Annotated in this window: 6 protein-coding genes; 1 reads left to right on the top strand and 5 read right to left on the bottom strand. The window is 65.3% G+C overall.

Features of this window, described 5'->3' with window-relative positions:
* Positions 1-77: 77 nt before the first annotated feature.
* The 5 genes from NKJ55_RS34920 to NKJ55_RS34900 form a co-directional block, all read right to left on the bottom strand.
* Positions 78-575 carry a GNAT family N-acetyltransferase gene (locus NKJ55_RS34920; protein WP_352453857.1) on the bottom strand — a complete coding sequence of 166 codons (498 nt, stop codon included), beginning with the start codon at positions 573-575 and terminating at the stop codon, positions 78-80.
* Positions 576-621: 46 nt separating this feature from the next.
* The gene (locus tag NKJ55_RS34915) at positions 622-1,638 is read right to left on the bottom strand and encodes an ABC transporter permease (RefSeq protein WP_352453856.1); all 1,017 of its coding nucleotides are present in this window, start codon (positions 1,636-1,638) and stop codon (positions 622-624) included.
* Positions 1,635-3,209, bottom strand: a complete 1,575-nt coding sequence (locus tag NKJ55_RS34910) for a sugar ABC transporter ATP-binding protein (protein WP_352453855.1) — start codon at positions 3,207-3,209, stop codon at positions 1,635-1,637. Before NKJ55_RS34910 ends, NKJ55_RS34915 begins: the two co-directional genes overlap by 4 nt.
* 210 nt (positions 3,210-3,419) lie before the next feature.
* Entirely contained in the window at positions 3,420-4,370 is a 951-nt protein-coding gene (locus NKJ55_RS34905) for a substrate-binding domain-containing protein (protein ID WP_352453858.1), read from the bottom strand.
* A 229-nt stretch (positions 4,371-4,599) separates the two neighbouring features.
* Positions 4,600-5,607, bottom strand: coding sequence for an aldo/keto reductase (locus NKJ55_RS34900; RefSeq protein ID WP_352453854.1), 1,008 nt, complete (start codon positions 5,605-5,607; stop codon positions 4,600-4,602).
* 183 nt (positions 5,608-5,790) lie between these two features.
* Between NKJ55_RS34900 and NKJ55_RS34895 the strand changes: the two genes are divergently transcribed.
* The gene (locus NKJ55_RS34895; protein WP_023675682.1) at positions 5,791-6,015 is read left to right on the top strand and encodes a hypothetical protein; all 225 of its coding nucleotides are present in this window, start codon (positions 5,791-5,793) and stop codon (positions 6,013-6,015) included.
* The last annotated feature ends 102 nt before the right edge of the window (positions 6,016-6,117 follow it).

The raw sequence follows: 6,117 nt of genomic DNA, 5'->3' as shown, positions 1-6,117 counted from the left end.
TTGAAACGATCGAGGCAACCGAATGCAACAACTACTTCGCAAACGCCGGCTACGCTTCCATCAAAACGTGAAAGGCTCTAAGCCATCGGCAGCAGCCGGCGCATGATCAGCGAGGCATGGCCGCCCACCCCGTGTGCAGCCGGCCGGCGCTCGACGACCTCGAAGCCGTGCTTGCGATAGAAGGCGATTGCGCGGTCGTTGCCCTCGATCACTTCCAGGGCGATGCTGGGAATACCCGCATGGGCGGCAAGAACGGCATGCAGCAGGTCGGCGGCAAGGCCGGTGCCGTACTCGCTTTTGTCTATATGGAGCCGCTCGAGCATGACCTCGCCTTTGTCGTCCATCGCGGCCATCGCATAACCGGCGAGCGACCCGTCAGCCCGCTCGGCGACGAAGGACATCTTGCTGTCGTCCCTGAGCTCGGCCGCCAACCGCTCCGGCGCGTGCCTCTCATCCGAAAGCCGTGCCGTGGTCTCGGCACCCAGGATCGGCGAATAGGTGTGTCGCCAGGACCCTCCAAGCAGCCGCGACACCGCCGGAACGTCCTGTTCGGTCATGGTTCTTATTTGGGGCATCGCCACCTCCCGGGCAGTTTACGGCATCGCAGCGTTCGCTCCGCCATCACCGCCTCACCCGCGATTTCAGCCAGCGGTCGAAGGCCACGGCGAGGATGAGGATCAGGCCGATGACGATGCTTTGCGTGTAGGACGAGACGTTGTTGAACTGCAGCCCGTTCTGCAGCACGCCGATCAGTCCTGCACCGACCACCGTGCCGCCGACGCTGCCGATGCCGCCGAACAGCGAGGTGCCGCCGATGACGACCGCCGAGATCACCGTCAGCTCGTAGCCGATGCCGGCGACGGCTTCGGAGGAGTTGAGCCGCGCCGACAAAACGAAGGCGGCAAGGCCGGCGAAGAAGCCGACGATGATGTAGACCGAGATCAGGATGCGGTCGACACGCAGGCCGGAGAGCCGTGCCGCCTCGGCATTGCCGCCGACGGCATAGACCGCGCGGCCGTAACGTGTGTAGCGCAGCACGATATGGCAAAGGATCGCGGCAATCGCGAAGATGATCGCCGGCACCGGAACCGGGCCGATCAGGCCGGTACCGAACCAGCGCATCGAGGCGTCGAAGCCGGAGATCGGGCCGCCATTGGAAATCGTCAAGGTCAGGCCGCGAAACACGGTGAGGCCGCCAAGCGTGACGACGAAGGGCGGCACTTTCAGCCTGGTGATGGCAAAGCCCTGGACGCCGCCGGCCACGGCACCGACGACGACGGCGGCAAGAAGCGCGGCGAACCAGCCATAGCCTTGCGTGCCAGACGTCGACAGCGACAGCGTGTTGGCGGTGCCGCCCTTGGCCACCACCGCCGCGACCATGCCGCAGAAGGCGAGCAGCGAGCCGACCGACAGGTCGATGCCGGCGGTAAGGATAACGAAGGTCATGCCGAGCGCGATCAGCCCGGTGATCGAGATCTGGCGCATGATGTTGAACAGGTTGATCGGGTCGATGAAGCTCGGCTTCAGCACGGTGAAGACGACAATCAGCAACGCCAGGAACATCAGCGGGCCGAAGCTCATCAGCAGGCGCGCAATATTGACGCCGCCGCGCTGGCTCCGTTCGGTCGTGCTGGTCATTGCGTTGCTTCCTGCTTCTGGTCGAGCGCCATCAGTTCCATCAGTTTCTCCTCGGTCGCCTCAATACCGGGCATCTCGCCGGTAATGCGCCCGCGTCGCATGGTGACGATCCTGTCCGACACCGCAAGCACTTCGGGCAGCTCGGACGAGATCATCATGATGGCGATGCCGCGCGCCGCGAGCTCTACCAGGATCTGGTGCACTTCCGCCTTGGCGCCGACATCTACGCCGCGCGTCGGTTCATCGACGATCAGCACCTTGGGGTCGCGTGCCAGCCAGCGGGCAAGGATGACCTTCTGCTGGTTGCCGCCGGACAGTCCCTCGATCGCCTGCTCGGGCGAGGCCATGCGGATCGACAGCGTCTTCCTATAGTTCGCCAGCGCCTCGCGCTCTCGCCGCTCGGCCATGAAGCCGACATTGGAGTAGCGGTCGAGCGCGGCGATCGAGAAATTGGTGAGGATGGCGAGTGCTGCGAAGATTGCCTGGTGCTTGCGGTCTTCCGGAACCAGCCCGATGCCGAGCTCGATGGCGTCGGCGGGTGAGGCGGGCGCGATCGGCTTGCCGTCGAGCATGATGGTGCCGGCTGCAATGCGGTCGGCGCCGAAGATGGCGCGGGCGAGCTCGGTGCGGCCGGAGCCGACGAGCCCGGCGACGCCGAGGATTTCGCCCGCCTTGAGGTCGAGATCGACGCCTTCGAGCACGATGGCGTGCGGCGCCTGCGGATCGCGCACCGTGCGCAGGCCGCGCACCGAGAGCCGGACGTCGCCGGCGACGTCGCGCTGCGTCGGCCTGGCATAGAGCTCGGAAGCGGCGCGGCCGACCATTTTCTCGATGATCTTCGGCAGTTTGATCGGCCCGCCTTCGCGGTCGAGATGGCCGGCCAGCCTGCCGTCGCGCAGCACCGTCATGCGGTCGCAGATCGCCGAGGCCTCCTCCAGCCGGTGGGTGACGAACATGATGGCGACGCCATCCTTGCGCAGCCGGCCCATGATCGACATCAGCCTGTGCACTTCGGTTTCGGTCAGCGCCGAGGTCGGCTCGTCCATGATGATCAAGCGGCTCTTCAGCGATAGCGCGCGGGCGATCTCGACCAGCTGCTGCTCGGCCACCGACAGCGCCGACACCGGCGTCGCCGGGTCGAGGTCGAGGCCGACGCGGGCGATGATCGCGCGCGAATCTTCCTCCATCTTCCGCCAGCTGACCAGCCCGAACCGGCCGAGCGGTGCGCGGCCGATGAAAATATTCTCCGCCACCGTCAGCGTCGGGATCAGGCTGAGTTCCTGGTAGATGGTGACGATGCCGTGGCGCTTGGCATCTTGTGGATTGTGCGGATTGAATTCGACGCCGTCGAAGACGATGCGGCCGCTGGACGGCGGCATCACGCCGGACAGGATCTTGAGCAGCGTCGATTTGCCGGCTCCGTTCTCGCCGAGCAGGCCGAGAATCTCGCCGGGGCGGACTTCGAGCGAAACGTCGTTCAGCGCCGTGACGCCGGCAAAGCGCTTGGTCACGCCCTCGACGGTGAGCAGGGCGGGAGAGGGTGAAGGCGCAGTGGCTTCAGTCGCGGGCAAAGGTTGCTCCCAATTTGCGATTGATGGCGGGACAGCGCCCCCTCTGTCCTGCCGGACATCTCCCCCTCAAGTGGGGAGATTGGCAGCTTCATTGGCTTCGCCTCTTCTGCAAGATCGAAAACTATCGAAAGCCGACGTGACATCCAATCTCCCCCCTTGAGGGGGAGATGGCCGGCAGGCCAGAGGGGGGTGCTGTCCCGTCGGCTTCGCCTACTTCGTCTCGCCCAGCCTCTCCGCCTTGTCGAGATTGTCCTTGCCGATGACGATCGGTGTCAAAAGCACCAGCTTTTCCTTCGGCTCGGTCTTGTCCCTGGCGTAGGCGACCGCGATCTGCACGGCGGTGCGCGACTGCTCGCCGGGGAATTGCTCGACCGTGCCGGCCAGATTGCCGTCGCGCACGGCGACCAGCGCTTCGGGAAGCGCGTCGAAGCCATAGATCTTGACGTCGGTGAAGTTGCGCGCCGCGCAGGCTTCAACCGCGCCAAGCGCCATGTCGTCGTTGGCGCAGATGATCGCGTCAGGCTTGCCGTTGGCGGCAAGGCCGGCCTCGGTGACGGACAGCGCCTCGGCGCGGGCGAAGTTGGCGGTCTGCTCGAAGATGATCTGGTACTTGTCCTTCATAGGATCGAGGACGTTGTGCACACCCTTGTTACGGTCGATCGCCGGGCCGGCGCCGGGCTGACCCTGCAGATGGAAGATCTTGGCGCCATTCGGGAACGCCGCCACCATGGCCTGTGCTTCGGCCTCGCCGCCCTTGACATTGTCGGCGCCGACATGGGCGAGGATGCCTTCGACGCCTTCGACGCGGCGGTCGATGGTGACGACGGGAACGCCGGCCTTGACCGCTTCCTCGATGGCTGGGGCCAGCGCGTTGACGTCGAGCGGCGAGATGACGATGGCGTTGACCTTCTGCACGAGCGCCGCTTCGATATCGGCGGTCTGCTTGGGCGCCGAGTTCTGGCCGTCGCTTTCGACCAGGTTGACGCCCTGCGCCTGGGCTTCCGCCTTGATCTGGTTCAGCATGTGCACGAAGAACGGAAAGCCGAGGCTCGGCACCGAACCAAGGATGGTCAGCTTGTCCTGGGCAAAAGCCAGTTGCGGAGCGGCCAGCGCCAAAGCGCCCATCGCCGCGGTCGACAGCAGGAATTCACGTCTGTTGATCAATTTAGTCTCCTCCCAGATGAGCGCACGACCCCGAAACCGGAATGGGTTTTCCGGAAGGTTCCTTGCGTCGATTCAAAAATGGAGTGTCCTTCGAGCGCCCAACTCGTGTTTGAATGGACGCACGGCGCTCCAGCCGGTCCACCGCGACGTTCTCCTCCGCTCGGTGCCTGCCGGCGGATGCTAGCCAAGGCCGGAGCTTTGCGCAAGAACGGGAGCAGGCAAAGACCTACCGATCGATCATCACCATGGTGCGCTCGCCGTAGCGCTCACCGGCGACCTTTCCCGGCGCCAGCGCGTCGTCCAGCACTTGCATCTCGGCTGGGTCCAGCCTGATCGAAGCCGCGGCGACGTTCTCCTCGAGGTATTTTCTGCGCTTGGTGCCGGGGATCGGCACGATGTCGATGCCGAAGTCGCTCCCCTTGTGGAGCAGCCAGGCCAGCGCGATCTGGCCTGGCTTGACGCGCTTGGCCGCGGCGATGTCGAGTACCGTGGCCGCCGCCTGCATGTTGGCGTCATAGTTGGCGCCCTGGTAGCGCGGATCGCCGCGCCGGTAATCGCCCTCCGGATAGTCTTCGGCGCGCCTGACATCGCCGGCGAGAAAACCGCGGCCGAGCGGCGAGAACGGCACCAGGCCGATGCCGAGCTCCTTCAGCAGCGTAATGATTTCCGGCTCCAGATTGCGCTCCCACAGCGAATATTCGCTCTGCACGGCCGACACCGGATGCACGGCATGCGCCCGGCGGATATTGGCGGCGCCGGCTTCAGAGAGGCCGAAGAAGCGGACCTTGCCCTGAGCGATCAGCTCGCCGACAGCGCCCGCCACATCCTCGATCGGCACCGCCGGATCGACGCGGTGCTGATAGAGGAGGTCGACGTGGTCGGTGGCGAGCCTCCTCAGCGAACCTTCCAAAGCCTCGCGGATATGTTCGGGCCGGCTGTCGCGCTCGGTGCCGACTTGCTTGCCGTTTTCAATGCGGAAGCCGAATTTCGTCGCGATCGTCACCTCATCGCGCCGGCCCTTCAGCGCGCGGCCGAGCAGTTCCTCGTTGGTGAACGGCCCGTACACTTCCGCGGTGTCGAGGAAGGTGCAGCCGAGTTCGATGGCGCGGTGCAGCGTGGCGGTCGATTCCGCCTCGTCGGCCGGGCCGTAGGACTGGCTCATGCCCATGCAGCCGAGACCGATTGCCGAGACTTGCAGGCCCTGGCTGCCGAGTTTGCGCATCGTCAATGTCATGTGAAGCTCTCCGGATCAGCATCGCGTTCCAAGCCGCCAGGGCAATATAGCGCACCGGCTCGGTTTCCACAGATCGGGAGGCGCCACCGCGCGCGGCTCGCAGCGACCGCCAAATTGACAGCCGACACGCTCTCGGCCATCCTTAAGGCACGCCGCCTTGCGGCTTGTGCGTGAGTAACCAGCATGGCCAGTTCCGTCGCCAGTCAGAAATCCAAGCGCGCCGCGGTGCGGAACGCGCTCGACCGCCACAAGGTGTACATCACCGCGCAGCGTTTTTCGGCCGGCAGCTACAGCGCGCGGGTGCTGGTCGACGGCGAAGCCTATTGGGTCGACGAATTCCGGCTCAGCCAGCTGCAGCAGGGCCTGTCGCCGGCCGAGCTCGAATTGACGCCGGCCACCGACGATTGAGCGGCGTGACCTGCCATCCTTCGTCATCCCAGGGCGGAGCAGGAGCGAAGCGACGTCGCGGAGACCCTGGGATCCATATGTGGACGGCGCCCTGCCTGCAAC

It is taken from the genome of Mesorhizobium sp. M0106 (genome assembly GCF_040322715.1).
Classification (GTDB): domain Bacteria; phylum Pseudomonadota; class Alphaproteobacteria; order Rhizobiales; family Rhizobiaceae; genus Mesorhizobium.
This window is presented reverse-complemented; position numbering and strand designations above follow the sequence as displayed.